The 25,166-nt window shown below is 56.9% G+C and carries 27 protein-coding genes, 4 tRNA genes and 1 pseudogene; 14 read left to right on the top strand and 18 right to left on the bottom strand.

The genetic code is table 11. The features are described from left to right. Nucleotides 1-589: 589 nt before the first annotated feature. A tRNA-Leu gene (locus EDC26_RS15765) sits at nt 590-674 on the bottom strand. Between the two features lie 276 nt (nt 675-950). Here EDC26_RS15765 and EDC26_RS20595 point away from each other — a divergent pair. Both EDC26_RS20595 and EDC26_RS15755 read left to right on the top strand, forming a co-directional pair. Continuing rightward, on the top strand, nt 951-1,265 hold the full coding sequence (locus EDC26_RS20595) for a type II toxin-antitoxin system HigB family toxin (protein ID WP_425012779.1): 315 nt from the start codon (nt 951-953) through the stop codon (nt 1,263-1,265). After that, on the top strand, nt 1,253-1,675 hold the full coding sequence (locus EDC26_RS15755) for a helix-turn-helix domain-containing protein (protein WP_132584355.1): 423 nt from the start codon (nt 1,253-1,255) through the stop codon (nt 1,673-1,675). The genes EDC26_RS20595 and EDC26_RS15755 overlap by 13 nt, the downstream gene beginning before the upstream one ends. Before the next feature lie 164 nt (nt 1,676-1,839). Here the strand turns inward: EDC26_RS15755 and secG are convergent, their stop codons facing one another. From secG to EDC26_RS15740, 3 genes are all read right to left on the bottom strand, one after another. Continuing rightward, nucleotides 1,840-2,406, bottom strand: a complete 567-nt coding sequence (secG, locus tag EDC26_RS15750; RefSeq protein ID WP_132584353.1) for a preprotein translocase subunit SecG — start codon at nt 2,404-2,406, stop codon at nt 1,840-1,842. Nucleotides 2,407-2,422: 16 nt separating this feature from the next. Further along, the gene (gene tpiA, locus EDC26_RS15745; protein WP_132584351.1) at nt 2,423-3,184 is read right to left on the bottom strand and encodes a triose-phosphate isomerase; all 762 of its coding nucleotides are present in this window, start codon (nt 3,182-3,184) and stop codon (nt 2,423-2,425) included. A 217-nt stretch (nt 3,185-3,401) separates the two neighbouring features. Next, on the bottom strand, nt 3,402-4,379 hold the full coding sequence (locus EDC26_RS15740) for an NAD(P)H-quinone oxidoreductase (RefSeq protein ID WP_132584349.1): 978 nt from the start codon (nt 4,377-4,379) through the stop codon (nt 3,402-3,404). Between the two features lie 229 nt (nt 4,380-4,608). Between EDC26_RS15740 and EDC26_RS15735 the strand changes: the two genes are divergently transcribed. Next, nucleotides 4,609-4,698, top strand: a tRNA-Ser gene (locus tag EDC26_RS15735). A 200-nt stretch (nt 4,699-4,898) separates the two neighbouring features. Further along, nucleotides 4,899-4,984, top strand: a tRNA-Leu gene (locus tag EDC26_RS15730). 198 nt (nt 4,985-5,182) lie between these two features. Here the strand turns inward: EDC26_RS15730 and pnp are convergent. Continuing rightward, nucleotides 5,183-7,336: a polyribonucleotide nucleotidyltransferase gene (gene pnp / locus EDC26_RS15725; protein ID WP_132584347.1), complete on the bottom strand. Its 2,154-nt coding sequence runs from the start codon at nt 7,334-7,336 to the stop codon at nt 5,183-5,185. Between the two features lie 91 nt (nt 7,337-7,427). After that, entirely contained in the window at nt 7,428-7,697 is a 270-nt protein-coding gene (gene rpsO / locus EDC26_RS15720) for a 30S ribosomal protein S15 (RefSeq protein WP_132584345.1), read from the bottom strand. 267 nt (nt 7,698-7,964) lie between these two features. Between rpsO and EDC26_RS15715 the strand changes: the two genes are divergently transcribed. Beyond that, complete coding sequence (locus EDC26_RS15715) at nt 7,965-8,501, top strand: hypothetical protein (protein ID WP_425012777.1); 537 nt, start codon at nt 7,965-7,967, stop codon at nt 8,499-8,501. A 153-nt stretch (nt 8,502-8,654) separates the two neighbouring features. Here EDC26_RS15715 and pssA read toward each other — a convergent pair whose 3' ends face one another. The 5 genes from pssA to EDC26_RS15690 all read right to left on the bottom strand — a co-directional run bounded on the left by pssA (nt 8,655) and on the right by EDC26_RS15690 (nt 13,634). Further along, nucleotides 8,655-9,458: a CDP-diacylglycerol--serine O-phosphatidyltransferase gene (gene pssA, locus EDC26_RS15710; RefSeq protein ID WP_132584343.1), complete on the bottom strand. Its 804-nt coding sequence runs from the start codon at nt 9,456-9,458 to the stop codon at nt 8,655-8,657. A 4-nt stretch (nt 9,459-9,462) separates the two neighbouring features. After that, nucleotides 9,463-10,125 (bottom strand): phosphatidylserine decarboxylase, encoded by a 663-nt coding sequence (locus tag EDC26_RS15705; RefSeq protein ID WP_132584401.1) that lies wholly within the window; start codon nt 10,123-10,125, stop codon nt 9,463-9,465. A 179-nt stretch (nt 10,126-10,304) separates the two neighbouring features. Beyond that, nucleotides 10,305-11,321: a ketol-acid reductoisomerase gene (gene ilvC, locus EDC26_RS15700; protein ID WP_132584341.1), complete on the bottom strand. Its 1,017-nt coding sequence runs from the start codon at nt 11,319-11,321 to the stop codon at nt 10,305-10,307. An 87-nt stretch (nt 11,322-11,408) separates the two neighbouring features. Beyond that, nucleotides 11,409-11,900, bottom strand: coding sequence for an acetolactate synthase small subunit (ilvN, locus tag EDC26_RS15695; protein ID WP_132584339.1), 492 nt, complete (start codon nt 11,898-11,900; stop codon nt 11,409-11,411). Nucleotides 11,901-11,912: 12 nt separating this feature from the next. Then, on the bottom strand, nt 11,913-13,634 hold the full coding sequence (locus EDC26_RS15690; RefSeq protein ID WP_132584336.1) for an acetolactate synthase 3 catalytic subunit: 1,722 nt from the start codon (nt 13,632-13,634) through the stop codon (nt 11,913-11,915). A 452-nt stretch (nt 13,635-14,086) separates the two neighbouring features. Between EDC26_RS15690 and EDC26_RS15685 the strand changes: the two genes are divergently transcribed. Next, nucleotides 14,087-16,315, top strand: a complete 2,229-nt coding sequence (locus EDC26_RS15685) for an FUSC family protein (RefSeq protein WP_132584334.1) — start codon at nt 14,087-14,089, stop codon at nt 16,313-16,315. Between the two features lie 131 nt (nt 16,316-16,446). On the opposite strand, the gene yaaA is transcribed toward EDC26_RS15685, so the two are convergent. Further along, nucleotides 16,447-17,214 carry a peroxide stress protein YaaA gene (yaaA, locus tag EDC26_RS15680; RefSeq protein WP_132584332.1) on the bottom strand — a complete coding sequence of 256 codons (768 nt, stop codon included), beginning with the start codon at nt 17,212-17,214 and terminating at the stop codon, nt 16,447-16,449. Between the two features lie 53 nt (nt 17,215-17,267). Further along, on the bottom strand, nt 17,268-18,050 hold the full coding sequence (locus tag EDC26_RS15675) for a 3-hydroxybutyrate dehydrogenase (protein WP_132584330.1): 783 nt from the start codon (nt 18,048-18,050) through the stop codon (nt 17,268-17,270). Between the two features lie 160 nt (nt 18,051-18,210). On the opposite strand from EDC26_RS15675, the gene EDC26_RS15670 reads away from it, so the two are divergent. Further along, a tRNA-Ser gene (locus EDC26_RS15670) sits at nt 18,211-18,300 on the top strand. A 62-nt stretch (nt 18,301-18,362) separates the two neighbouring features. On the opposite strand, the gene EDC26_RS15665 is transcribed toward EDC26_RS15670, so the two are convergent. Then, complete coding sequence (locus tag EDC26_RS15665) at nt 18,363-19,067, bottom strand: SDR family NAD(P)-dependent oxidoreductase (RefSeq protein ID WP_132584328.1); 705 nt, start codon at nt 19,065-19,067, stop codon at nt 18,363-18,365. Between the two features lie 175 nt (nt 19,068-19,242). Between EDC26_RS15665 and EDC26_RS15660 the strand changes: the two genes are divergently transcribed. The 3 genes from EDC26_RS15660 to EDC26_RS15650 all read left to right on the top strand — a co-directional run bounded on the left by EDC26_RS15660 (nt 19,243) and on the right by EDC26_RS15650 (nt 20,846). Next, nucleotides 19,243-20,163, top strand: a complete 921-nt coding sequence (locus tag EDC26_RS15660; RefSeq protein ID WP_132584399.1) for a LysR family transcriptional regulator — start codon at nt 19,243-19,245, stop codon at nt 20,161-20,163. A gap of 85 nt (nt 20,164-20,248) precedes the next feature. Beyond that, nucleotides 20,249-20,527, top strand: a complete 279-nt coding sequence (locus tag EDC26_RS15655; protein WP_132584326.1) for a type II toxin-antitoxin system RelE/ParE family toxin — start codon at nt 20,249-20,251, stop codon at nt 20,525-20,527. Nucleotides 20,528-20,540: 13 nt separating this feature from the next. Further along, on the top strand, nt 20,541-20,846 hold the full coding sequence (locus EDC26_RS15650; RefSeq protein ID WP_132584324.1) for a HigA family addiction module antitoxin: 306 nt from the start codon (nt 20,541-20,543) through the stop codon (nt 20,844-20,846). Nucleotides 20,847-20,907: 61 nt separating this feature from the next. Here EDC26_RS15650 and EDC26_RS15645 read toward each other — a convergent pair whose 3' ends face one another. The 4 genes and pseudogenes from EDC26_RS15645 to EDC26_RS15630 all read right to left on the bottom strand — a co-directional run bounded on the left by EDC26_RS15645 (nt 20,908) and on the right by EDC26_RS15630 (nt 22,499). Further along, nucleotides 20,908-21,387, bottom strand: a complete 480-nt coding sequence (locus EDC26_RS15645; protein ID WP_132584322.1) for a VOC family protein — start codon at nt 21,385-21,387, stop codon at nt 20,908-20,910. A gap of 47 nt (nt 21,388-21,434) precedes the next feature. Continuing rightward, nucleotides 21,435-21,881: an SRPBCC family protein gene (locus EDC26_RS15640; RefSeq protein ID WP_132584320.1), complete on the bottom strand. Its 447-nt coding sequence runs from the start codon at nt 21,879-21,881 to the stop codon at nt 21,435-21,437. 254 nt (nt 21,882-22,135) lie between these two features. Then, a pseudogene (locus EDC26_RS20415) lies at nt 22,136-22,243 on the bottom strand (AraC family transcriptional regulator); the annotation flags it as partial. A gap of 58 nt (nt 22,244-22,301) precedes the next feature. Further along, a complete protein-coding gene (locus EDC26_RS15630) occupies nt 22,302-22,499 on the bottom strand; it encodes a hypothetical protein (RefSeq protein ID WP_132584318.1) in 198 nt (65 codons plus the stop codon). A gap of 407 nt (nt 22,500-22,906) precedes the next feature. Between EDC26_RS15630 and EDC26_RS15625 the strand changes: the two genes are divergently transcribed. From EDC26_RS15625 to EDC26_RS15610, 4 genes are all read left to right on the top strand, one after another. Continuing rightward, entirely contained in the window at nt 22,907-23,224 is a 318-nt protein-coding gene (locus tag EDC26_RS15625) for a virulence factor (RefSeq protein WP_132584316.1), read from the top strand. A 457-nt stretch (nt 23,225-23,681) separates the two neighbouring features. Further along, a complete protein-coding gene (gene bamE / locus EDC26_RS15620; protein ID WP_132584314.1) occupies nt 23,682-24,074 on the top strand; it encodes an outer membrane protein assembly factor BamE domain-containing protein in 393 nt (130 codons plus the stop codon). Nucleotides 24,075-24,138: 64 nt separating this feature from the next. After that, a complete protein-coding gene (locus EDC26_RS15615) occupies nt 24,139-24,522 on the top strand; it encodes an MDR/zinc-dependent alcohol dehydrogenase-like family protein (protein WP_132584312.1) in 384 nt (127 codons plus the stop codon). A gap of 207 nt (nt 24,523-24,729) precedes the next feature. After that, entirely contained in the window at nt 24,730-25,041 is a 312-nt protein-coding gene (locus EDC26_RS15610; protein WP_132584310.1) for a virulence factor, read from the top strand. Nucleotides 25,042-25,166 lie beyond the last annotated feature (125 nt).

The following is a 25,166-nucleotide window of genomic DNA, read 5'->3' as shown; positions in this document are numbered from 1 at the left end:
TGTTTTAACCACAAATTGATAGGGGTTTACCCGCTAATTTTTGTGGTGTACCAGCCACAGTATTTTTTGTGCTTAAACGATTTATTTAAATCTAGATTTATTCGAGATAAGCGAAATAATCAATTGTTTCTATTTAGGTTTTCCTGGCTTTGATTTGAAGGTTTTATTCTTTGGCGAGCAGGATTTGAATGCAGGATCAGACGTGTTTAGCTGGGGTGGGATGGCGTCGGATGTGTTTAGCTGGCGTAGATGGCCTGAGGTGCGTTTGGCTGGCGTGGGATGGCCTGAAGTGTGTTTAGCTGAGGTTAGATGGCACCCCTTGTGGGTGCCATTTCTGTTTTCGTGCCAGCACCTCTTATTGGTACCATCAACTATTAGCGGCGAACACGCTTTTCCTGGCGGCCAACCAGGCGACCACAAGGGTCACCCCTACGAAATCGCGTAGGCATTGCAGCGCGAACTGCCTTCGGCCATCGCACCGCAACCCATTCTCAGCTAAATCGCACCAAAGCCCAGAAAGCAAAAAACCCGCAAAAACTAATGTTCATGCAGGCTTTGGGACGATCTGAGACTTCCTGGAACTTAAACTTGGTGCCGACGGCGAGACTCGAACTCGCACAGCTTTCGCCACTACCCCCTCAAGATAGCGTGTCTACCAATTTCACCACGTCGGCTTGATTCTGCCGGCAATACACACGCGTTATAGAGCGCCGCCTGCCGCAAAGAGGGGAATTCTAGCATGAAAACCAAAGCCCTCCAGGCAAGCAGGCAGAGGCCCTCTTTGTCTCAAATTGGCACCCACAAGGGGTGCCGCTACAAAACCTTGATGCGCAAGATCGACATAAAACGTATTCGTAAATTTAAACGCATCCGTTAATTTTGTAGTGATGCAGTAATTTCCCATGAAACCGAGGTGATGAATTCAATCGACCAATGCAATATCTTGACCAATGTTATATCTCAAATTGAGATATAATACCAATATGCGCGTCATATCCAATAAAGCTCTTATCGACTTTGCAGCGACTCACCCTGGCGCCGACAACCCGATGCAGGCGTGGCGCAAGATTATTGAGTCCCGAACATTTACCAGCTTCTCGGATATTAAAACGACGTTCAATACGACCGACAAAGTTGAGGAATATTACGTTTTCGACATTGGCGGTAATAAATACCGGATTGTCACCGCTATCCATTTTGATTATCAGAAATTGTATATTCGGTATGTCTTCACTCATAAGGAGTACGACAAATGGAAGCCGTAATGGATAAAACAACGATCGCCGAGATCACCTCCCATTTTCAAGCGTTATCGTCAGTTGTTCCTCTGCACTCGATTCATACCGCGCATGATTACGACCAGGCTGTTGTGGTATTGAATCAATTGCTTGATGCAGGAGCTGCGAGCGAACAACATCCACTGGCCGAACTTGCCAATACCCTTGGCAGCCTGATTGGCGAGTTCGATCACGCCCATTATCCGGCACAGGAGGTCTCGCCCTTGGCTATGCTGCGATTTTTAATCGAACAACATCATCTGACGCAATCGGACCTTCCAGAAATCGGCACCCAAGGCGTCGTATCGGAAATTCTGCACGGCAAGCGTGACTTGAACGTTCGGCAAATCAAGGCGCTGTCCAAACGGTTCCACGTTCCACCAAACGTTTTTGTTTAATAGTTGGAAACGGTGGCGGTGGTGGCACCCACAAGGGGTACCGCTACAAACACATACCGTTGCGTTGAACTATAGAATCTAATCTAGTGGCAGCCCTTGTGGCTGCCATTTGCGCAGCAAAAATCCGTCAAACTGCCGATCGTTCAGAATCAGCGCTTCGGCAATTACTTGGACTGGGTCGAGCCGCCAACCGGCGCAACAGGCTTGGACTGTCCGGCCGCATTCGGGACAACCGGGACAGCGGGCATGGTAGTGCCCGATGCAGATGGAACCGCAGGCGTGCTATTGCCCGCCGCTGCAGGAGCGGCGCTGCCTGGTACAACAGTACCCGCTGCCGAAGGCGCAGCCGGTACAACTTTGGCGGGAGCGGACGGAGTGCTGCTGGCCGGCGCCGAGGGAACGGCCGAACCCGTTGCAACAGGGGCCGGGGCGGCTGGCGCAGGCGCCTGCTTGAACCCCTGCATAATGCCGCCTTCCAATATAGACGAACCAGGGTGGTGTGCAATATAGGCTAGGGCAGCTGTCGACGAAAAGAACACAATTGCCGCCCACTTGGTGGCGCGCGACAAAAAGTTGGCCGCCCCAGTGGCGCCAAACAGGCTACCGGCCGAGCCGCCGCCAAAGGTGGCGCCCATGTCGGCGCCCTTACCTTGCTGCAGCAGAACCAGCACAATGATGGTGATCGAGGAAACGACTTGAATCGTCAGGAAAGTGGGAGACAACCATTGCATGAAAAAACTCCGAAGCCTATGCGGCTGCAATACGTAAAAATTCTTGCGCTACAAGCGACGCGCCGCCCACCAGGGCACCGTCAATATCGCTCATGGCAAACAAACTGGCGGCGTTAGACGCCTTGACGCTACCGCCGTATAAAATCTGGACTTGCCCGGCACCTGCCCGGGCCAGGCTGGCACGTATGAACGCGTGCACATCCTGCGCCTGCTCCGGCGTGGCGCTGCGGCCCGTGCCTATGGCCCATATCGGCTCATAAGCCAGCACCATTTTAGCAAGCGACGCAGCCCCCCGCGCCAACACAGGGGCCAACTGTCGTGCAATCACGGCATGAGTTTCCCCTGCCTCGCGTTCGGCCAACGTTTCACCTACGCACACCACCGGCGCGAGGCCCACACCAAGCGCCGCCTGCGCCTTGTCGGCTACCTGCTGATCAGTCTCGCCATGCAAGGTGCGGCGTTCGGAATGCCCGGCCAATACCCAGCAACAGCCAAAGTCGGCCAGCATGGTGGCGGATACTTCGCCCGTAAATGCGCCCTGCGCCTGGCCGCTGACATCTTGTGCGCCCCAGGAAATCGGGCTGCCCGCCAGCGCCACACTGGTTTGTGCCAGATAGGGAAACGGCACGCAGACAGCCATTGCGCTGTCGGCCACGTCGCCCGCGCCCGCCCGCAAATCCGCCAGCAAGCTGGCATTGGCCGCCAGACTGCCGTGCATTTTCCAGTTGCCTATCACCAGGCGCGGTCGAGACTCAGTGCTTGTCTGAATGCTAGTCATAGTGTGTAAAGGACCAGCCGGGTAGAGAGCCGGTAAAAAATGGGGTAAACCCAGCATTGTATCGTGCGACAGGTACGAATGCCTAATTCTAGTCTTTTCTAATTTGTAGATGCCGTGTTGCTGGCCAAGGATTTTGGCAGCCACAAGGGCTGCCGCTGCGTGAGCAACGGGTACGTATTTGTAGCGGCAGCCCTTGTGGCTGCCATTTTCACACAGACTAAACCGTCAAGACAATCTTGCCGATTTGCTCGCCGGCTTCCATCATGGCATGGGCGTCGCAGGCACGGGCTAGCGGGAAGGTGGCATGCACGATAGGTTTGATTTTCTTGGCGGCAAGCAAGGGCCAAACGTGCTGCTTCAACGATTGCGCTATGGCCGCCTTGAAAGCGACGGGCCGCGGGCGCAGGGTTGAACCGGTAATCGTCAGACGACGCCGCAGCACCTGCCCGCCATCAATAGTGGCCTTGGAGCCTCCCAGCAAGGCAATGATCACAATGCGGCCGTCATCGGCCAGACAGTTCAGGTTGCGATTGATGTAGTCGCCCGCCACCATATCCAGCACCACGTCCACCCCTTTGCCGCCGGTGACCTTTTTAATTTCCTCCACATAATCCTGACTGCGGTAATTGATACCCAGGGCGGCGCCCAGCTTTTCAATGGTGCGCGCGCGTTCGTCGCTGCCCACCGTGGCATAGACGGTGTTGCCCATGGCTACAGCCAGTTGAATAGCCGTCGTGCCAATGCCGCTCGCGCCCCCGTGCACCAGCAGGCTTTCACCCGCCGACAGCCGGCCGCGATCAAACACATTGCTCCACACCGTAAAGTAGGTTTCGGGCAAGGCCGCCGCTTCGACCTCGGTCAAGCCCGCCGGGATGGGCAGACATTGCACCGCCGGCGCAACACAATATTCGGCGTAGCCACCGCCGGCCACCAGCGCACACACATGATCACCCTGCTTGAAGCCGCCCGAAGCTGCGTCGCCGCCCACGATTTCTCCGGCAATTTCCAGGCCCGGCAGATCGGACGCCCCCGGCGGCGGCGCATAGCTGCCTTTGCGCTGAAAAACGTCAGGACGATTGATGCCGGCCGCGGATACCTTGATCAAAACCTCGCCGGCCTTGGGCTCAGGCATGGGCCGATCGGCCAGCACCAGAACCTCAGGGCCACCAGGTTGCACAATTTCTACAGCTTTCATAACGGCTCCCTTGCATACATTATCGAATTTCGCATTATCGCCTGCGTGGGGGATTTTATGCTTTTGAAGCCAGATTGTCGGCCACGCCCGGCCCTCCCGCCCAGACTCGGGCCATAGCAGAAAAGGCCGCGACCCCACAAACCCCCGCACATAGGCTAAACTGGCGACCTTCCGAAGGGCGGCGTCCATGCGACAGCCGGGCCTTGCGGAAACCATAGTCAGACAATACGGAAGCGTGCCAGAGCGGTTGAATGGACTGGTCTTGAAAACCAGCGACGGGGCAACCCGTCCGTGAGTTCGAATCTCACCGCTTCCGCCATAAAAAAACAAGTCGCTGACTCTGCCTATCTGCCATTCCCTTCGACATTTCCACAACGGCCATGGGAATAGCTTTATCAAATTGCGGTATGGCGCCCACCAGGGCTGCCGCTACGCGACGGGCAGGTTCTGTAGCGGCACCCCTGGTGGGTGCCATGCGCCTTTGGATCGATTAGCGTTTTATGCCATAATCTGCCCCGCGCACCCATGGCGGAATTGGTAGACGCAAGAGACTTAAAATCTCTCGATCATTGATCGTACCGGTTCGATTCCGGTTGGGTGCACCAGTATTTCGAGCTGACTCGCCACGCGTGAATCACTCCGGGCGGGTCTTGCAGCGCATTAAAGCAAAATGGCACCCACAAGGGGTGCCGCTACAACGACATACCGGTAGCGTTGTAGCGGCGACCCTTGTGGTCGCCATATTCTCACAAAAAAACGGCATCCGAAGATGCCGTTTTTCAATCAAAGACCAGCTGCCTCGATCAGGCCACGGCCTCGGGGGACGCAGCCGGACCTTGCGGGCCGCCCTGGGCTTCGATGCCGCCGATAGCCTTTATGGACAGGCGCAGGCGGCCCTTGTCGTCGGCCTCGATGACCTTGATGCGCACAACCTGCCCCACCTTCAACACATCGTTGATATTGGCGATGCGATAGTTGGCGATCTCGGAAATGTGCAGCAAACCGTCGCGGCCGGGCAGAACCTGAACGATCGCGCCGAAATCCAGCAGGCGCAATACCGGGCCTTCGTATTCCTGACCCACTTCCACGTTGGCGGTCAGTTCTTTGATGCGGCGCTCGGCATCGCGGGCGCGATCCAGATCGGCGCTGGAGATGGTAATGGTGCCATCATCGCCGATATCGATTTGTGTACCGGTTTCTTCAGTCAGCGCACGAATCGTCGCCCCGCCCTTGCCGATGACGTCGCGGATCTTGTCGGGATTGATCTTGACGGTCAGCATGCGCGGCGCAAATTCGGACAACTCGGTGCGCGAGCCTTCGAGCGCGGCCTTCATCTTTTCCAGAATATGCAAGCGGCCTTCGCGGGCCTGAGCCAGCGCCACCTGCATGATTTCCTTGGTGATGCCCTGGATTTTGATATCCATTTGCAAAGCGGTAATACCGTTGACCGTGCCGGCCACTTTGAAATCCATATCGCCCAGGTGATCTTCATCGCCCAGAATGTCGGTCAACACCGCAAACTTGCCGCCTTCCTTGATCAGGCCCATGGCCACTCCGGCCACGTGGTCCTTGACCGGCACGCCGGCGTCCATCATGGCCAGCGAACCGCCGCACACCGATGCCATGGATGAAGAACCATTGGATTCGGTAATTTCGGACACCACGCGTATCGTGTACTGAAAGTCGGCCGCTGCAGGCAGCAAGGCGATCAAAGCGCGTTTGGCCAGGCGGCCATGGCCGATTTCGCGGCGTTTGGGCGAGCCGAAGCGGCCTGTCTCGCCGGTTGCAAACGGAGGCATGTTGTAGTGCATCATGAAGCGGTCGCGATGCTCGCCCATGATCGAATCAATAATCTGCTCGTCCTGCTTGGTGCCCAAAGTGGCCACCACCAGAGCCTGCGTTTCGCCGCGCGTGAACAAGGCGCTGCCATGTGCGCGGGGGAGAACCCCCAGGCGAATACTGATGGGGCGCACGGTGCGGGTGTCGCGGCCGTCAATGCGCGGCTCACCACCCAGGATCTGGCCGCGCACGATTTTGGCTTCCAGGTCGAACAGCATATTGTCGACTTCGACGCCATCGGGCGCGGGCTCGCCTTTGGCCGTAGCGGCCTCAAGCAGCGTGGCCTTGACCTTGGAATAAACGTCGCGCAATTGCGTAGTGCGGCTTTGCTTTTCGCGAACCTGATAAGCGGCTTGCAGCCCGCCCCCGGCGGCTTGTGCAACCGCGGCAACCAGCGCTTCGTTTTTAGGAGCGGCCTGCCAGTCCCACTCGGGCTTGCCTGCTTCGCTGACCAGGTCATGGATGGCATTGATCGCCGCTTGCATCTGTTCGTGGCCAAACACCACGCCGCCCAGCATCACTTCTTCGGACAACTGCTGCGCTTCGGACTCCACCATCAGCACGGCCGCTTCGGTGCCGGCCACCACCAGATTCATTTGCGACTCGCTCAGTTGCGTAACGGTGGGGTTGATCACGTACTGATTGTTGATATAACCCACCCGTGCGGCGCCAATCGGGCCGTCAAACGGAATACCCGAGATGGCCAGCGCGGCCGATGCGCCAATCAAGGCAGCGATGTCGGGATCGATCTCGGGATTCACCGACACCGTATGGATAATGACCTGAACTTCGTTGTAGAAGCCTTCGGGAAACAAGGGGCGCAAGGGCCGATCGATCAGGCGCGAGGTAAGTATTTCTTTTTCGGAAGGCCGGCCTTCACGTTTGAAAAAACCGCCGGGAATACGGCCGGCGGCATAGGTTTTTTCGACATAATCGACAGTCAGCGGAAAAAAGTCCTGCCCGGCTTTGGCTTTCTTGGCTGCAACCACGGTCGCCAGCACAACGGTATCTTCAATTGAGACCAGCACTGCGCCGGAGGCCTGGCGAGCCATCTCGCCCGTTTCAAGCACCACTGTGTGCTGGCCATACTGAAACGATTTCGTCACTTTATTAAACATAGCGGAATATCCTTGCAATAAAAAAACCGTGGCCACCGCGAATCGCTATCGCCGTGTCCACGGTTGCATCGTGGGGAGCCAGCCCCGAGTATCACTTGCGCAGACCGAGCTTTTCGATCAGGGAACGATACGAATCAGGGTTGCGGCCTTTGAGGTAATCGAGCAATTTGCGGCGGCGGCTGACCATGCGCAGCAGGCCACGACGCGAGTGGTGATCTTTCAGGTGGGTCTTGAAGTGGCCGGTTAATTCATTGATACGGGCCGTAAGCAGCGCCACTTGCACTTCTGGAGAACCGGTATCGCCTTGAGCACGTTGGTATTGCGTAACGATATCGGATTTTTTGATGTCAGCAACAGACATTATTAAGCCTCTTTAACAAGCGTCAGAGCCGAGGTGCCCTGACGTGACGGTTGAATATGAATAGGCCTCAAAGCCGGCGGCGCAACTGCGCCATAAACTCGAAGCCTGTGCATTATAGCGGATTGCCTCGGCATTAGCTGAACGGCGGTTTGTAGCGGCACCCCTTGTGGGTGCCGGTTGCCGGACCATTCCAATTCCAGAATCCCTTATTCTGCAGGCCATCGAATGAGCGATAATGATTTCGTTGTACAGACAGGAGTTCCCATCATGGCTTCGAACATGGTTTATTTATCCGCAACGGCCCGCTTGGTGCGCGTGGGCCTGGCCGTGGCGGCGCTGGGTGCACTGGCCGCCTGCGCCAACATGAACAACATCCCGGCAGGCACATCGCTTGCCCAGGTAGAAGCACAATTCGGCCAGCCCAACTTTTCGTGCCCGGACCAAGCCGGGGGCCGGCATCTGATCTGGACCCAACAACCCATGGGACAGTATGCCTGGGGTACGCACGTCGATAGCGCAGGCCAGATCGGCCGCGTCACGCCCCTGCTCACCAATGAGCATTTCCGGATTCTCGCCAAAGGAACCTGGACCCAAGACCAGGTGCGCTGCGAATTCGGGCCGCCGGCCATTATCGATAGTGTCGGCATGCCCTCGGTCAGCCAGCACGTCTGGAGCTATCGATATCGAGAGAACGGCGCCTGGAATTCGCTAATGTATGTGTATTTCGGCCACGACGGATCGCATGTAACCCGCTTTCATCCCGGTCCCGACCCCATGTACGAAGTACATGACACTCCCCTGTAATTTTCACACACGCCCATACCGGCCGGGATATTGGGGAGATACCGTTGAATCTGCGAAAGTGGCACCCACAAGGGGTGCCGCTACAAGAGTGTGGCCGCGAATAAGGTAGCGCCACCCCTAGTGGGTGGCATTTTTTGACGGAACGATGTATCGCTATTCCGGCTTACCGACATCGCTATCGGCCAACCCATCCGGGCCATGGCGCAGGCGGCTTCGCAGCTTGCGCGCTCGGCGCCAGCGCCAGAACATGGTGATCCAGCCCGACACGCCATACACCACAAACAGGCCGAACAATACGACCGGAGGGTCGCTGGACACAAAAACGAATACGGCCACCAGCAGTAAAATCACCCAGAACGGCACGCTGCGCCCCAGAGCGAACGATTTCCCGCTATAGAACGGCGCATTGGTCACCATGGCAACGCCCGCATACACCGTGATCACGAAGGCCAGCCAGGCGATGGTGCTGTTTTGCAGCATGAATTTATTATCGACCGCCAACCACACGAAGCCGGCCACCAGGGCCGCCGCCGCCGGACTGGGCAAGCCCTGGAAGAAACGCTTGTCGACAATACCGATATTGGCGTTGAAACGCGCCAGGCGCAAGGCTGCCCCTACCACGTAGATGAACGCGGCCAGCCAGCCCCATCGCCCCAGGTCGTGCAACATCCATTCGTAAATAACCAAGGCCGGCGCAATACCGAACGAGGCCATATCCGACAGCGAGTCGTATTGTTCGCCAAAAGCGGATTGAGTATTGGTCAACCGCGCCACGCGCCCATCCATGCCATCGAACACCATCGCCGCAAAAATCGCGATGGCCGCAATTTCGAAGCTCCCGTTCATGGCCTGTACAACAGCATAGAAGCCGGAAAACAAATTAGCTGTCGTAAACGCGTTAGGCAGCAAATAAATGCTGCGCCTACGCGTACGTTCGTCAAGCGGAAAATTAGGCATTGATTTACTCTTGGTTGGCCGCAGGCAGCTCGGCCAGCACCGTGCTGGTGGCGTGCACCTTGTCGCCTATTGACACCCGGGGCCGTGAGCCCAGCGGCAAATATACATCTACGCGCGATCCGAAACGGATAAAGCCATAGCGCTGTCCACCATACACTTTATCACCCGGCTTGATATAGCACAGGATGCGCTTGGCAATCAGGCCGGCGACCTGCACACAGGTGACCACATGGCCGCGCCCGGTGCGCAGCACCGTAGCGTTGCGTTCGTTTTGAGTGGACGCTTTATCGAGCGCCGCATTGAAAAACTGCCCGGCAAAATAATCTATGGATACGACCTCGCCCGCGACCGGCGCGCGGTTCGAATGGACGTTGAATACATTCATGAAGACACTGATTTTCAGTGCGTCGCGTTGCGCGTACGGGTCTTTGGTTTCTTCGACCGACACCACACGCCCGTCGGCGGGCGACAGCACATTATGCTCGCCATCGGGAGCCACTCGGGCCGGGTCGCGGAAAAACTGCAACACAAACAGCGTTATCAGCCACAAAGGCAGCGAGCCCCAGGGTGACCAGAAGGTGGAGAGGATGGAAATGAGCACCATAGCGGCCAAATACGGCCAGCCTTCACGTGCAATAACAGGGTGCGGGTAAGCGGGTTTATTCATCGTAGGGAGAAGAATAACCGAATTAGACGAACCAGTGGGTGACGCCATGAAGACGTGCCCGTGAATTTGTAGCGGCACCCCTTGTGGGTGCCATTTCCGCGCTAGAAAAAAAATGGCAGCCACAAGGGCTGCCACTACATTAGCGACCAGTACGTTTTTTTAGCGGCCGCTTCGGCAGCTTAGTTCTTGGTTTGATCAACCAATTTGTTCGCTGCGATCCAGGGCATCATGGCGCGCAATTTGCCGCCCACCTGCTCGATTTGCGACTCGGCGTTGATCCGGCGGCGCGACAGGAGCGTTGGCGCACCGGCGGCATTTTCCAGGATGAAGTTCTTGGCATAGGCGCCCGATTGAATATCGTCCAGGGCGCGGCGCATGGCCTTGCGGGTCTCGGCGTTGACGATCTTCGGACCCGTTTCGTATTCGCCGTATTCGGCGTTATTCGAAATCGAGTAGTTCATGTTGGCAATGCCGCCTTCATAGATCAGATCGACAATCAGCTTGAGCTCGTGCAGGCACTCGAAATAAGCCATTTCCGGCGCATAGCCGGCTTCAACCAGGGTTTCGAAACCGGCCTTGATCAGTTCCACCGTACCGCCGCACAACACCGCTTGTTCGCCGAACAAATCGGTTTCGGTTTCTTCGCGGAAATTGGTTTCGATGACGCCCGCGCGGCCACTGCCGATGGCGCAGGCATACGACAAGGCCACATCGCGGGCGGCGCCGGATTTGTCCTGATGCACGGCAACCAGCGACGGCACCCCGCCGCCCTGGCGATAGGTACTGCGCACGGTGTGACCCGGCGCCTTGGGCGCGATCATGATGACGTCGATATCGTTGCGCGGGATGACCTGGCCGTAATGAACGTTAAATCCATGTGCAAAGGCCAGCGCAGCGCCCGCCTTGATGTTGGCGGCAACGTGATTGCGATAGACCTCGGCAATGTGCTCGTCGGGCAACAGCATCATGACCAGATCGGCGCCTTTGACAGCCTGATCCACTTCCTGAACAGCCAGGCCGGCATTGACGGCCTTGCTCCACGATACCCCGTCCTTGCGCAAACCTACGACTACATTCACGCCCGACTCATGCAAATTCAGCGCATGTGCATGGCCTTGTGAGCCGTAACCGATGATGGCGACTTTCTTGCCTTTGATCAAGGACAGGTCACAATCTTTGTCGTAAAAAACTTTCATTTATAAAACTCCAGGATTTAAGAAATTGTTGTTGCTTCTAATTCAAAAAATGGTTGCTGCCCACAGACAGTTGCTGCTTTATATGCTTTATAGCTTGAGGACACGTTCTCCGCGGCCTATGCCCGAAACTCCGGTGCGCACGGTTTCCAGAATCGCGCTGCGATCCAGGGCGCCGATAAAGGCTTCGATTTTTTCTTGCACCCCCGTCAATTCAATGGTGTAGACCTTGTCGGTCACATCGATGATACGGCCGCGAAAGATATCCGCCATGCGTTTCATCTCTTCGCGTTCCTTGCCTACCGCCCGGACCTTGATCAGCATCAGCTCGCGCTCGATGTGCGGTCCTTCGGACAGATCCACCACCTTGACCACATCCACCAGGCGATTCAGATGCTTGGTGATCTGCTCGACGACTTCGTCCGAACCCTCGGTCACGATCGTCATGCGCGACAGCGTGGAATCTTCGGTAGGGGCCACCGTCAAGGTTTCAATGTTGTAGCCGCGCGCCGAAAACAGCCCCACCACACGCGACAGGGCACCAGGCTCGTTTTCCAGAAGGATAGAAATGACGTGTTTCATTATTTTCTCTCCTTACAGGTCTTCTGAGCCGAGCAGCATCTCGGTCAGGCCACGGCCCGACTTCACCATCGGCCATACGTTTTCGGTCTGGTCGGTAATGAAATCCATAAACACCAGTCTATCCTTGTATTTGGTAAAGGCCTCGCGTATTGCGGGCTCCACATCGGCCGGCTTATCGATGCGCATGCCCACGTGACCATAGCTTTCAACCAGCTTGACGAAATCCGGCAAGGCATCGACGTAGGACTCTGAATAACGCGAGCCATAATCGATTTGCTGCCATTGCCGCACCATGCCCAGGTAACGGTTGTTCAGGCACAGCACCTTGGGCGTCAGGTGATACTGCTTGCAGGTGGAAAGCTCCTGGATATTCATCTGAATCGAGCCTTCGCCGGTAATCACCGCCACATCGCTGCCCGGATTCGCCATCTGCACGCCCATGGCGTAGGGCAACCCTACTCCCATGGTGCCCAGCCCGCCCGAATTGATCCAGCGCCTTGGCTCATCGAACCGGTAATATTGCGCGGCCCACATCTGATGCTGCCCCACATCCGAGGTCACAAACGCTTGTCCGCCCGTGACTTCCCACAATTTTTCAACCACATATTGCGGCTTGATGATGGTGTCAGACCCCTCATACTTAAGACACTCGCGACCGCGCCAGGTGGTGATTTGCTGCCACCATTTGGCCAGGGCCGGTTTATTGGGAGGAGTGTCCGCACTGGCCTGTTCATAAAGAACATACAGGTCTTGCAACACGTCTTTCACGTTGCCCACAATAGGCACGTCGACGCGCACACGCTTGGAGATGGACGACGGGTCGATATCGATATGTATGATCTTGCGCGGATTCTGGGCGAAATTCTTGGGGTTGCCGATGACCCGGTCATCGAACCGCGCGCCAACGGCCAGCAACACGTCGCAATGCTGCATGGCCATATTGGCTTCGTAGGTGCCATGCATGCCGGGCATGCCCATGAACTTGTCATCGCTGGCCGGAAACGCCCCCAGACCCATAAGGGTATTGGTGCACGGGGCACCCAGCAACTCCACGATCCGGCGCAATTCGGGCGCTGCATCGGAGAGCACGACGCCGCCGCCCGAATACACCATGGGGCGCTCGGCCGCCAACAACATCTGCACCGCTTTCTTGATTTGCCCCTGATGCCCTTTGGTTACCGGAGCGTAAGAACGCATATGCATTTCGCCGCGTGGCGGCGTGTATTTGCAGCTCGCTACGGTAATGTCTTTAGGGATATCGACCAGCACGGGGCCCGGCCGGCCGGTTCTGGCGATGTAAAACGCGCGGCGCATGGTTTCGGCCAGGTCTTTCACGTCGCGCACCAAAAAATTGTGCTTGACGCAGGGCCGCGTAATGCCCACGGTGTCGCATTCCTGGAAGGCATCCTCGCCTATGGCGTAACTGGGCACCTGGCCGCTGATGATCACCATCGGGATGGAGTCCATATAGGCGGTGGCAATGCCCGTTATGGCATTGGTCACGCCCGGGCCGCTGGTCACCAGGGCAACGCCAATCTTGTTCGAAGAACGCGAATAGGCATCGGCCGCATGCACGGCCGCTTGCTCGTGACGCACCAGAATATGCTGAAATTTGTCTTGTTTGTAAATGGCATCGTAGATGTACAGGACCGCACCACCGGGGTAACCAAACACGTGGTCAACACCTTCTTCGGCCAGACAACGCACGACGATATCGGCGCCATTGAGTTCCATGTTGTATTCCTTTCATAACCGGCACTGATATCCCGATTGGCCAGATTAGGCCTGAGCTTGAGCCGGTTGCGGCAACATAATCCGGCGCTTTATGGCTCACGGAGCCATGCCACCCAGACACCTTGCCGTCCCGACACGCACTCATCGAAACGCAGTACGAGCGTTCATCATGAACGCGGGAGGTAGAAACGGATGCTTTGGCAACACACGCTTGTGGCGCGGCCAACAGCCAATAAATGCAGGCGCAAAAAACCGGGCGGATAACCCGGACGACGTAGCCCTTGACAACCCGCCCTGGATAGATGGACGAGCCGGACGGATACTTTACCGCGTTGCAGCATCAGAATCAAATCGCCCGGGTTTATAGATCGGCCCCGCGCCATGCGAGAAATAGAAGGATCCAGCGCCGTCTGCCTCTATACTTCGCATAACTTCCTTGTGTCGGACTTTGCATGGCGCTACGTATCCCGCAGCTGCAGCGTTTCTTTTACAGCCATTATTTTTTTGGCGGCCTGCGCCAGGCCATCGGCGTGCTGCTGCCGGCGATACTGATGGGAGGCCTGTTCAATCGTTACGACATCGGCATGACTGCGGCGCTGGGCGCCTTGTGCGTGGCCATCATCGATCAGCCCGGCGGTCCCCGGCGCTACCGGACCAACGAAATGCTGGGCGGCATCGTGCTGGGGTCCCTGACCGTTGCCATTACCGGCATGGCCTCGTTGAACCCGCTGCTGATCTGGCTCATCGTCCCTCTACTGTGTTTCGCTCTTTCAATACTCACAGTGTTCGGCAAACGTGGCGGCCTGATCGGGTTCGCATGCCTGCTGCTCATGACGCTCACCATGCACACGCCGCTGCAGCCTCAGCAGGTGTTGGGCCACACCCTGTACTCCATGCTGGGCGGCGTGTTCTATTTTATTTTCAGCTTCTGCCTGAGCAGCGTGCTCTGGTATCGCATCGAGCAGCAAGCACTTTCCGTAGCGCTCTTTGCCACGGCCGACTACATGGCGGCGCGATCGCGGTTCTACGATGTCGCCACCGACCTCGATGCCAACTACCGGCAACTGATCCGCACCCAGGCCGACATGACCGACAAACATCAGGCAGCGCGCGACATGGTGTTGCGCGAATTGCCCAAAGGACATGGCCGCGGCGACCATCATCGGGTGACGCTGCTGAATATCTTCGTGGATATGATCGACCTGCTCGACAATCTGGTCGCCACTCATACCGACTATGCAACGCTACGCCAGCGCCTGCCCGATAGCGACATTATGCTGTTCTGCCGCGATGCCCTGTACAAGCTGTCGATCAGCATCGGCCGCGTCGCACTTAACATCGCGCGCAACAAGCAAGTGAAGGAACGCAGCAGCGTCAAGGCCGAACTGCGGGCCATCGAGTACGAACTGGAGCATTTCCGCCGCCAGGGCCTGGACACCCATGAACCCGAGGTCTACGCCCTTTTGGTGCAAGTGCTGCGCCGCCTGCGCAATGCGGCAAAAAGCATCGATCGCATGGCCGAACAAACACAGCGCGGTACGACCGAAGCCTCGGTCAACCTGCGCCTGAACAAATCCCTGCTGCCCTTCCTATCGCGCCAGGAATTGCGCTTTGGCATGTTGACCAGCAATTTTCGCCTGAGCTCTCCCCACTTCCGCTACGCCTTGCGGGTGGCGATTGCGGTGATTGCCGGCATGGGCCTGACCGCCGTGCTAGGGCTATTCATGACGCAAGAGGGCATGACCGTCACCCTGGCAGGACACAGCTATTGGATTATCCTGACCATTCTTATCGTCATGAAACCGGGCTTTGCCCTGACCCGGCAACGCAACGGCTGGCGCCTGACCGGAACCCTGATCGGCTGCGCCCTGGCCTTTGTGCTGTTCAACCTGACTCACAACCTAGGCATCTACTTCGCCGTGCTGGTCGTCGCCTACGTGCTGGGCAGCAGCCTGGTCCAATTGAACTACACGGTATCAGCCATTTTCAACACCCTGTTCGTGCTGCTGGCTTTTCATTTCTTATCTCCAGGCACCAATTTCGTCATCGGCGAGCGCGCGGTCGACACGGTGATCGGCTGCGGCCTGGCCCTGCTTTGCAGCTATATCCTGCCGTGGTGGGAACGCAGCTATATGGATCCGCTGGCGCGCGCGGCCAAAGCCGCCAACCAGGAATTCCTGAAGTCCGGCCTGCACTACGCCGCGCTGCGCCGCACCCAACTTGGCCAAGGACTGCTGCCCGCCGCACCACAGGCCAAACAGGACGCCGAACTGGAAGAGGCCGATTTCGCCCTGCGCCTGGCGCGTAAAAATGTGCACATCACCTTTGGCAATTTTGCCGCAGCGTTCTATCGCATGATGGGCGAACCCGTATCGCACCAGAAAGACGTGCCGGAACTGAACAACCTGCTGATCCAGAACCACGTACTGGCCTCGCAGATCAGCGCCGCCGTCCCCATCCTGGCCACCCTGCCCGTCGTGCCCGACGGCGTGCAGAAAATGCTCGACGCCATTTCGCAGCTATTGTCGGACCAGGATGCGACGCCACCCGCCTCGATCGAGACCGAAGGCGAGTTGGCCACCCTCGCCTATCCGCTGAAACAAATGGCCAAGGCCGCCCAGCTGATCCGCAAGGAAATGCGCGGGTTGGAGAATGTGCGCGCCGTGCCAGCGAAAACGTGACCGTGAATTATGAAACGCGGCCGTGAATCATGAAACGCGGCCGTGAATCATGTAGCGGCACCCCTTGTGGGTGCCATTGTTGCTAAACGGAATGCACGTTACTGCGCCGATGGCAGCCACAAGGGCTGCCGCTACACCCGCCGGAACACTAACTTATCCGGCGTGGAAACCTCCGCCGCATACGCGTACCCCTCGCTGGCAAACGCCTGCAACGCCGACGGCTTTTTAATCCGTTTCTCGATCACATACCGCGCCATTAGCCCCCGTGCCCTTTTTGCATGAAAGCTGATCACCTTCCAGGCGCCGTTCTTGTAATCCTGAAACACGCACTGCACCACCTCCACGGTCAGCGCCTTGCGGTCGACCGCTTTGAAATATTCTTCCGACGCCAAATTCAACAACACCGTTTCGCCCTGCTCGGCCATGCGCGTATTCAGGTATTGGGCAATCGAACTCCCCCAATAGTCGTACAGCGTTTCGCCTTGTCTGGTAGCAAGCCGCGTACCCATTTCCAGACGATAAGGCTGCATTAGATCAAGCGGGCGCAACACGCCATACAAGCCGCTCAGTATCGCCACATGATCCTGCGCCCAATCCAGTTGCTTGTCCGACAGGGTTGCCGCATCCAGCCCCCCATACACATCGCCATTGAACATCAGCGCCGCCTGCCTGGAATTGGCCTGCGTAAAGTGCGGCTGCCAATGCGCATAGCGCTCCACATTCAACTGCGCCAGCTTATCGCTCAAGCTCATGAGCGCCGCCACCTGCGTGGCTGATTTTTTCTTCAGTATCTTGATCAGGCCAGCCGCCTGCTCGATAAACAAGGGCTGGGAATGCAGCGTCGTGCGAACGGTTGAATCAACATCCAGTTTTTTAGCGGGAGACAATACCAGCAGCATTTTTTTTCCTGTTAGATGTGGCACCCACAAGGGGTGCCGCTACAAGCACACTCCTACCGCGCCGTCCATCCACCATCCAGCGACATGGTCGTGCCGGTCATTTGTTCCGCCGCGTCCGACGCCAGAAACACCGCCGCGCCCCCCAACTGCTTGGGTGTGACGAACTGCAGAGACGGCTGCTTTTCGGTCAACAGCTCTTTCGCCGCGACCTCGGCCTCAATACCCTTGCTCTTGGCCAACGCCTGGATCTGCTTTTCCACCAGGGGCGTGCGCACCCAGCCCGGGCAGATCGCATTGCAGGTCACGCCATTGCCCGCATTTTCCAACGCGGTCACCTTCGTCAAGCCCACCACGCCATGCTTGGCCGCCACGTAGGCCGATTTATTGGCCGACCCCACCAGGCCATGGGCCGACGCAATATTGATAATGCGCCCCCAGCCTTGCTTCTTCATATACGGCAATGCCGCTGCCGTGCCATGAAATACGGCCGAGAGATTCAAGCCGATAATCGCGTCCCAGCGCTCAACCGGAAAATCCTCGATCAGATCGGTATGCTGGATGCCCGCGTTATTCACCAGAATATCGATGCTGCCCAGGGCTTTCACCGCTTTGTTGATGAACTCGCGCGTGTCGGCGGCCTTGGACAAATCCGCATTGATGTAATACGCCTTCACCTTGAAATCGTGCTCCAGCCCGGCGCGCTCTTTTTCAATCGCGGCCGCATCGCCAAAGCCATTGATCACCACATCGGCACCATTGGCCGCAAGCTCGCGCGCAATCGCCAGACCAATACCACTTGTCGAACCCGTCACTACGGCATGTTTACCTGTAAGCATAACGTTCCTTTTCTCGTCAATATCGTCCAAAATCGATTCATTTCTGCCGCATTAGTGTAACGCTGTAACGCGTACGCGCCAGCGCACGGACGGCCACTTGCGCGTGAGCAGGTTTTTAATTTACTTGCTAGAATAGCGGACTTGCTTTATCGACCCACCCGGACAGGTGGCAGAGTGGTCGAATGCGCTGGACTCGAAATCCAGTGTACGTTTAGGCGTACCGTGAGTTCGAATCTCACCCTGTCCGCCAGTTATCCGCATAAACCCGCACGGCCAAAGGCTTCGCGGGTTTTTTGTCGTGGGAATGCCCTTTCACCAAGGAACGACTCTCCCCAGATAGTCCAGGTAATGCAATCCGGAACGACCTTCGTAAGCCTCGATCGTGTTCAGCAAGTTCGGGATGCTTTCTTCGATGCTTAGACGCGCTTGCGGACCGCCCATGTCCGTCCGCACCCATCCAGGCGCCATCAGCAACAAGGTTTTCGCGTCGTCTCGGTGGCGCGCAGCAAAGCTGCGCATGAACATGTTGAGCGCGGCCTTACTGCCCCGATAGACCTCATGGTTGCCGTTATCGTTGTTTGCCACGCTGCCCTGCCCGGACGACATGACGCCAATCGTTCCGGTCGGCTGCACGAGATCCTGAAGCGCCTCGATGACTCGCAGTGGACTCAACGAGTTCGTCACCATTACGCGCACAAATTCCTCGGTCGAGACATCCGCGATCGTTTCACGATCGTCGTTTTTGACACCTGCATTCACGAAAAGTACATCCAGTCGCCGAGCCTCAAGACGGCTGCGTAGTGCGGCGACCTGCTCCGGAATCGTGATGTCGACTGTTTCCACTTCAAGCGCTCCGTGCGAAGTTTTCGCGAGTTGACGAAGCTTTTCTGTAGAGCCATCCCTCCCGGTGGCGATGACTCGCCAGCCACGCTTGAGAAATTCCTCGACCATTGCGAAGCCGAGGCCACGAGATGCACCGATGAGGAGGACGGTTTTCTGCGGAGATGAGTTTTGCATTGATAGCTCCCTGTGAGTGAAGCTGATTGAACGTGGCATTGACGCACCACGCGCTCAGTCGTGAATCAGCCTGGAAAGTATATCGATGCGGCACATATGGCGGAAGGCGCAACGATTGCACTTATAACATGCATCAAACGCCATGCCACGACGGTTAGTGCTACGATCGGACGACATGCCCGAACCCGATTTGAACCTACTCGTTGCACTCGACGTATTGCTCGCTGCGGGCAGCGTGGTTGGCGCTGCGCGCCGGCTGGGATTGAGCGCCTCGGCAATGAGTCGAACATTGACCCGGCTGCGCGAGACGACCGGCGACCCATTACTGGTTCGCGCGGGGCGCCGCATGGTGTTGACACCCCATGCGGAGGCACTTCGCCCGCGTATTCAAAATGCGATTCACGAGGCGCGTGCCCTACTTCGCCCTTCAACGACAGAGCCGGATTTCCCGACGTTGCAGCGAACCTTTACCATCCGCGCCAACGACGGCTTTGTGGAGGCCTTCGGCGCTACTCTTATCACTGCGGCGACGGCGATCGCGCCGCTCGTGCGCTTGCGCTTCGCACCCAAGACCGAGAAGACGGCCGCGTATTTGCGAGAGGGTTCAGCCGACCTCGAGATCGGTGTCTTAGGCGAAATGGGGCCGGAAGTCCGCGTGCAGGCTCTCTTCCGGGATCGCTTTCTCGGTGTTGTCAGAAAAGGCCATCCACTCGAATTGGAGCTCGAGGTCACAGCCGAACGGTATGTCTCGTTCGGCCACGTTGTGGCTTCGCGCCACGGGCGCAGCAATGGACCGGTCGATGAGGCGCTGGCTGCTTTGGGGTTAGAAAGAACGATCGTCGCCATGGTTCCCAGCTTCACCGCCGCGCTGGTCGTGGCTCGAGCCTCCGATTTGATCGCACTCGTGCCCGCGTCGTTTCTGGGCAGTCAGCCTGAACATCAGCAATCGCCCTTGTCCGTCACTACCTATGCTTTCGAGCTGCCTGTGGCGACCGAAAAAATCACGGTGTCGCAAATGTGGCATCCTCGTTTAGAGGTCGACCCCGTTCATCGTTGGCTGCGGCAACTCGTGCTAGCGGTATGTCGGCAAACGTAGGGGCGACCCTTCGATATAACTTCCGCTGCAAAGACTCCAATAAATAGAATTTGACGTTTAACGTTAAGCGTTATAGACTTTACACATGATCAAAGGTTTCCGATGCCCCGAGACCCAAGCCCTTTACGAGGGACGCCGCACCACTCGGTTTGCGAATTTCAAGGGGGTCGCCGAACGTAAGCTACAGATGCTCGACAGTGCGAATACGCTCGGTTTTCTGCGCTCGCCACCCGGCAATCGGCTGGAAGCACTCAAGGGAAGCCGAGCTGGACAGCACAGTATTCGCATCAACAATCAATGGCGCATCTGCTTCATCTGGACCGAGGAAGGGCCCTGGAATGTTGAGATCGTCGATTACCACTGAAATGGAGCCTATTATGTCCAAAAATGGCATGCGCCCGATTCACCCGGGCGAAATCCTGCGAGAGGAATACCTCACCCCGCTAAATATGAGCGTCAATGCTCTGTCTACTATGCTGCACGTACCGACGACTCGCATGAACGAGATCGTTCGCGAGCGCCGAGGCGTCTCCCCCGACACTGCACTGAGGCTGGCCGCTTTTTTCGGCGGAGATGCAACGTCGTGGCTAAACCTGCAGCAAGCCTACGACCTCAAAGTAGCAGAGGCGAAAGTGGCCAAACTAATTGCCGAAGAAGTCCAGCCTCTTGAACACACCTCGTAGGGGCGACCCTTGTGGTCGCCCGTCAACTTGGATACCGCGAGGTGGCCCAACACCGGGAGCATCAGCCGCGTCGCGCCGCTTCGATCGCAGCGATGTCGATCTTTCCCATCCCCATCATGGCTTCGAACGCGCGCTTGGCCGCGGCCCGATCAGGATCGGTGATCGCGGCCACCAGGGTGCGTGGCGTGATCTGCCACGACAGCCCCCATTTGTCCTTGCACCAACCGCATGCGCTTTCCTGGCCGCCGTTTCCGACAATCGCGTTCCATAGGCGGTCCGTTTCGGCTTGGTCGTCGGTCGCTACCTGGAACGAGAATGCCTCGTTGTGCTTGAACCCCGGCCCCCCATTCAGGCCGAGACAAGGGATGCCCATCACTGTGAACTCGACCGTCAAGACATCACCCTGCTTGCCCGCGGGATAGTCGCCAGGCGCACGATGGACCGCCCCCACCGCGCTGTCCGGGAACGTTTCCGCGTAGAACTTCGCGGCGTCCAACGCGGTGCCGTCGTACCAGAGGCAAATCGTGTTCTTGCTGACCATCTTGGCTCTCCTCGGTTGGAACAGACACGTGCACTCAAGCCGCGCGGTCAGTCAGGAATTTCGGGCTCCACCAGCTTTGCCAGTTGAACAAGCGACTCCTGCCAGCCCAGGTAGCACATCTCCACAGGAATGACCTCGGGCACGCCTTCCTGCACGATGGTGAGCTCGACCCCGCAGGACACCTGCCGCAATGAAATGGTGGCGTGCATCTGGCCAGGCAGGTTGGGGTCGTCGAATTGGTCCGAGTAACGGATCTTCTCGAACGGCACCAGTTCAAGATACTCTCCGGCGAACGAGTGGCCGTTGCCCGTGCTGAAATTACGAAAGGACATCCTGTAAGTACCACCCACTTTGGCATCCATATGGTGGACCTCGCAAGTGAACCCGTAGGGCGGAAGCCACTTCGCTATCGCATCGGGCTCGAGGAAGGCGCGATAGACGCGTTCGGGGGTTGCGCGCAAGACGCGGTGGAGATGAACGGTTCCGGTAGTCATTGTGTTAGCCTTTCAGTAGAGAAGTTGGAGGTTCTCCTACGACCCGCAGCCGTCATGCTCAAGCAGGCGCAGCGTAAAAAAGCGGCCGCGTGACCAGGTAGCGTGCCCTTGGCTTCGCCGCCTACCTTCTTTTTTACCACTTCATTCCAACTGAGGAAACACGTAGCGGCGCGGGCGACCACAAGGGTCGCCCCCACGGGTGTTTCGATTCCGCGTCCGCCCCGGCCGTTGACATGGGCCGAACGGAGTTCCCCCTACAGGCGTTGCGATTCCATCTGCTCCTGCGTATAACGCGTTGGCGGCAGCCCGACATGGCGGGTGAATGCGACGCTGAAGGCGCTTGCGGAACTGTAGCCGACCCTTGTAATCGCCCCTACGAGATGCGATATTGATGCCACAGCATACCGTGATATCGATGTTTTACTTTTGAGCATCTTTTGCTGCACCCTGGATATTGTCACCCACTTTTTGAATTTGCTGGCCGGCCTGACTTATTGCGTTGTCAATTTCCTTGCCGGCTTTTTCTGCCGGACCTTCGTGTTTTTGGCAACCGGACAGGGTTAAAGCGAGAAGTCCCATCGCGACAAGGGTCACAGCACCGCGTTTATTTTTGAGCATTTTTATTTCCTTTAATATCGATTTTTAGCCATTGGGCTTTTTATTCCTTGCACATTACCTCGTACTTTAACCTGCCAGCTTGCTGTCATGGATCCGAGATGAGCCTCGGAACGTTGAGATCGTCGATTGCCACTAGAATGGAATGGCGCAAACGGGCGACCACAAGGGTCGCCCCCTACGCAGTGTCATCATCCAGTAGCCATTCGGGCGACGATTGTGGTTAGCACAGGGGCGCTGTGTGGCGCGGAACCGACGGCATAAAAAGCAGCAGGCGCAAACGGATGTAACAAATACGCCTGAAAGAACCGAAAAGTTGCTTTTTGATGCGTATTGGACAACCCAGCTTACGTTTGCACCTGAAAAATAGCCGACAATGGCTTCACTAACTTAAACGAGCAGGTGTGAATATGAAACGACTGTTATTGGCAGGTATCGCAGCCGTGGCTTTACTCGGTTCCAGCGCGGCCATGGCTCGCGTCGATGTCGGGATTTCCATCGGAGTCCCCGGGGTTGTGTTCGGCGGGCCCGCTTACTATCCGCCAGTCTATGTCGCCCCACCGCCGGTGGTTGTGGTGCCGGGGCCGATCTACGCACCAGTACCTGTATATGGTTATGGCCCACGCTACTACCGTGAGGGCTTTGTCGAGTACCGTGGATATCGTCGCGGCCACGGCCGTGGCCACTGGAAGAACCATCGCGGCCATGGTCACGATTATCGCCGCTAAGAGGCTCTGACAAGTTTGAGCAAGTAGATGAGCAATTCGGACCCCGCTGCTTAGCGTTTAATCCGAACTTTGAGCAAGGCCGTGCATGCACGGCCTTTTTTTGCGCTTGCGATGCATTGCCGATTTGCAGAAGGCGTGGGGTTATGGCACCCACAAGGGGTGCCGCTACATGATTCACGGGTAGGTTTTCGTAGCAGCAGCCCTCGCGGCTTTTTTTGTAGCAGCAGCCCTTGTGGCTGCTATTTTTTTGTAGCGGCGGCCCTTGTGGCTACCATCGTCCACGCTTCCGGACCGTTGAAAACAAGCGCGATCCAGTACTGCACGAAAAGGTCGAAAAACACCATACCTATTTTATTCATGTGGTTATTCCGCGACGACATGAATCAATCCCATAAAACTTACATAAATCTGAACGTTTTGCTGATATATTTTTGCAAATTAACCAAAAGGGGACAAAATGAAACTGAAAATATCGGCAGCGATTATCCTGGCAAGCACCACATTGAGCGGCTGCATCCCATTCTATTCGGGTTACAGCGAAGCCAATATGTACGCGCCAGGCGGCGCTTTGGCGGACAAGGGTACCGGTTCGCCGCTTTTAGCGTCCGCAACGGAAGAGAGTGTAAACACCATGTTCCCCAAAGGGACATCGAAAGCCGTCGTCATGCAACAGCTGGGCACCCCTATGTCTTCGTCGACAAGCTCGAATGGGACATCGTCACAGGTGTACACGTACTCCTTCACCAGCTACCAGCGCAAGGTGGTCCAGTCGCAGACCGTTGTTATGCAATATGACAAGGCCAATTTGTTGACCAGGGTGGATTTCAGCACCTCGAAAAGTACGTGGTAATTAAACGGCCCTTCCCATTAGCTTGAGAAGGGCCGGAACTTTCAGCAACATATTGGACATACAAATGAAACTGCGGACAACGATCAGTGCACTATGCGCATGTATCGCCCTAACCGGCTGCAACGCGATATTCGAGACGATTGCCACCCAGCCCGGCAATGCCCTCGCAGACAAACAAGCCGGAACGGTACAGTTAGCAACGGCCACTCAGGAAAGTTTGACAAGAATGTTCCCTATCGGGACGGATAAGGCGGCCATTATTCAAGCGCTAGGTGAGCCGCAAACCACGACGAACAGTTCCGACGGCGCCTCGCAACAGTTTTATAGCTATACATTCACCAGTCATCGGCAAAAACTGATAGCTAGCCGGACGGCGGCAATGGAGTACGACAAGGCATCCAAACTAACCAAGCTGACACTGACGGTTATGGATACCCCTATTCAGTAGCTCGCAACTGAAAGTACGCACTCCTGTAACTTTGAGGTCACCCAAAATACGGTGGCCTCCACGCCACACAAATGTAAACAAATGTTATAGCGCCTGCGAAAGCGGCCGAAACAGTTGCGTTTCGACGCGTATTAGGCCGCTCGCTTACGTTGCCCCCCTCCATTTGGCCGACAATGGGGCATCGCGTTAAAAGTGCAGGAGCAAAATATGAAACGACTACTACTGGCAGGTGCCGCAACCTTGGCTCTACTCGGATCAAGCGCTGCCATGGCTCGCGTGGATGTAGGCATTTCCATAGGTATTCCAGGTTTGGTATATGGAGTGCCCGAATACTATCCACCGGTAAGTTATGTAGAACCCCCCAGAGTCGTAGTGGTGCCCGAGCGCGTTTATACGCCGGTATATGGTTACGCTCCTCGCTACTATCGCGACGGCCATTACGAACGTCGCGACTGGCGCGGCGAACGCGGCCGCGGACACTGGAAACACCACGGCGACCATGGCGACCACGACGATTAACTTGCCTTCATAGCACGCTATGAATAGCAAAGAGCCACTTAGTGTGGCTCTTTTTTTGGCAGCCACAAGAGCTGCCACTACATTTTATGGCACCCACAAGGGGTGCCGCTACATGATTCACGGGT

It is taken from the genome of Paralcaligenes ureilyticus, from assembly GCF_004346225.1.
GTDB lineage: Bacteria > Pseudomonadota > Gammaproteobacteria > Burkholderiales > Burkholderiaceae_B > Paralcaligenes > Paralcaligenes ureilyticus.
This window is presented reverse-complemented; position numbering and strand designations above follow the sequence as displayed.

Bases quoted from the DNA above. Each gene is read 5' to 3' on its own strand.
- EDC26_RS15715 (WP_425012777.1), top strand. From the start codon at position 7,965: ATGGCTTCGAACATGGTTTATTTATCCGCAACGGCCCGCTTGGTGCGC.
- EDC26_RS15645 (WP_132584322.1), bottom strand. From the start codon at position 21,387: ATGGTCAGCAAGAACACGATTTGCCTCTGGTACGACGGCACCGCGTTG.
- EDC26_RS15640 (WP_132584320.1), bottom strand. From the start codon at position 21,881: ATGACTACCGGAACCGTTCATCTCCACCGCGTCTTGCGCGCAACCCCC.
- EDC26_RS15755 (WP_132584355.1), top strand. From the start codon at position 1,253: ATGGAAGCCGTAATGGATAAAACAACGATCGCCGAGATCACCTCCCAT.
- ilvC (WP_132584341.1), bottom strand. From the start codon at position 11,321: ATGAAAGTTTTTTACGACAAAGATTGTGACCTGTCCTTGATCAAAGGC.
- EDC26_RS15665 (WP_132584328.1), bottom strand. From the start codon at position 19,067: ATGCAAAACTCATCTCCGCAGAAAACCGTCCTCCTCATCGGTGCATCT.
- EDC26_RS20595 (WP_425012779.1), top strand. From the start codon at position 951: ATGTTATATCTCAAATTGAGATATAATACCAATATGCGCGTCATATCC.
- ilvN (WP_132584339.1), bottom strand. From the start codon at position 11,900: ATGAAACACGTCATTTCTATCCTTCTGGAAAACGAGCCTGGTGCCCTG.
- EDC26_RS15690 (WP_132584336.1), bottom strand. From the start codon at position 13,634: ATGGAACTCAATGGCGCCGATATCGTCGTGCGTTGTCTGGCCGAAGAA.
- EDC26_RS15655 (WP_132584326.1), top strand. From the start codon at position 20,249: ATGATCAAAGGTTTCCGATGCCCCGAGACCCAAGCCCTTTACGAGGGA.
- EDC26_RS15625 (WP_132584316.1), top strand. From the start codon at position 22,907: ATGAAACGACTGTTATTGGCAGGTATCGCAGCCGTGGCTTTACTCGGT.
- rpsO (WP_132584345.1), bottom strand. From the start codon at position 7,697: ATGTCTGTTGCTGACATCAAAAAATCCGATATCGTTACGCAATACCAA.
- yaaA (WP_132584332.1), bottom strand. From the start codon at position 17,214: ATGCTGCTGGTATTGTCTCCCGCTAAAAAACTGGATGTTGATTCAACC.
- EDC26_RS15660 (WP_132584399.1), top strand. From the start codon at position 19,243: ATGCCCGAACCCGATTTGAACCTACTCGTTGCACTCGACGTATTGCTC.
- tpiA (WP_132584351.1), bottom strand. From the start codon at position 3,184: ATGACTAGCATTCAGACAAGCACTGAGTCTCGACCGCGCCTGGTGATA.
- EDC26_RS15705 (WP_132584401.1), bottom strand. From the start codon at position 10,125: ATGAATAAACCCGCTTACCCGCACCCTGTTATTGCACGTGAAGGCTGG.
- secG (WP_132584353.1), bottom strand. From the start codon at position 2,406: ATGCAATGGTTGTCTCCCACTTTCCTGACGATTCAAGTCGTTTCCTCG.
- EDC26_RS15650 (WP_132584324.1), top strand. From the start codon at position 20,541: ATGTCCAAAAATGGCATGCGCCCGATTCACCCGGGCGAAATCCTGCGA.
- EDC26_RS15675 (WP_132584330.1), bottom strand. From the start codon at position 18,050: ATGCTTACAGGTAAACATGCCGTAGTGACGGGTTCGACAAGTGGTATT.
- pssA (WP_132584343.1), bottom strand. From the start codon at position 9,458: ATGCCTAATTTTCCGCTTGACGAACGTACGCGTAGGCGCAGCATTTAT.
- pnp (WP_132584347.1), bottom strand. From the start codon at position 7,336: ATGTTTAATAAAGTGACGAAATCGTTTCAGTATGGCCAGCACACAGTG.
- EDC26_RS15740 (WP_132584349.1), bottom strand. From the start codon at position 4,379: ATGAAAGCTGTAGAAATTGTGCAACCTGGTGGCCCTGAGGTTCTGGTG.
- EDC26_RS15615 (WP_132584312.1), top strand. From the start codon at position 24,139: ATGAAACTGCGGACAACGATCAGTGCACTATGCGCATGTATCGCCCTA.
- EDC26_RS15630 (WP_132584318.1), bottom strand. From the start codon at position 22,499: ATGCTCAAAAATAAACGCGGTGCTGTGACCCTTGTCGCGATGGGACTT.
- bamE (WP_132584314.1), top strand. From the start codon at position 23,682: ATGAAACTGAAAATATCGGCAGCGATTATCCTGGCAAGCACCACATTG.
- EDC26_RS15610 (WP_132584310.1), top strand. From the start codon at position 24,730: ATGAAACGACTACTACTGGCAGGTGCCGCAACCTTGGCTCTACTCGGA.
- EDC26_RS15685 (WP_132584334.1), top strand. From the start codon at position 14,087: ATGGCGCTACGTATCCCGCAGCTGCAGCGTTTCTTTTACAGCCATTAT.